The sequence below is a fragment of the Geobacillus zalihae NBRC 101842 genome (assembly GCF_001544135.1).
Lineage (GTDB): Bacteria > Bacillota > Bacilli > Bacillales > Anoxybacillaceae > Geobacillus > Geobacillus zalihae.
The window spans coordinates 1-668 of record NZ_BCPV01000152.1; the positions used below are offsets into that span (position 1 = coordinate 1).

General features: G+C 54.2%; 1 protein-coding gene. It reads left to right on the plus strand.

What is annotated here, in order from left to right; genetic code table 11:
- Positions 1 to 107 precede the first annotated feature (107 nt).
- Positions 108 to 668, plus strand: a 561-nt coding sequence (locus GZ1_RS17795) for an IS110 family transposase (RefSeq protein ID WP_157074406.1), incomplete at its 3' end; no start/stop codon positions are given.

Sequence of the window (668 nt, forward strand, 5' to 3'; positions counted from 1 at the left end):
GGAGCATTCCCGTTAGGAGCTTTTCCGGGGACTTGATCAAAAAAAGCCCTCTTGGTATGATACAGGGGTGTCAACCACATCACTCACCATACCAAGGAGGACTTCAGATGAATTGTACACAAAACTATAAAATTGATCAAGTAACCGAACAAACGCTTGTCGTGGGTATTGATATCGCGAAACGAACCCACTACGCCTGCTTCGTGGATGACCGGGGGCGCGTGCTTCGCAAATCGTTCCCGATCTTCCAGTCGAAAGAGGGGTTTCAACAGCTGTATAAAGCGATTCAGGGGGCGATGCAAGCGTTCGGGAAGTCAGAGGTGATCGTCGCCGTGGAGCCGACCGGGCACTACTGGTTGAACCTGGCCTACTTCCTCGAGGAGCACGGGATCCCGTTGGTCATGGTCAACCCGGCGCATGTGTGCCGGTCGAAAGAACTTGATGACAACCTGCCGACGAAACACGACGCCAAAGACGCCCTGGTCATTGCCAGACTGGCAAAAGACGGACGATTCCTCGTTCCCCGGCTGCTGCACGAGATTGAAGCCGATTTGCGCGTGGGGAGCACGCTCAAAGAGAAGCTCCGCAAGGAACAGACGGCGGTGAAAAACGCGATCGTCCGCTGGACGGATCGGTATTTTCCAGAGTTTTGGACCGTGTTTCGTGAC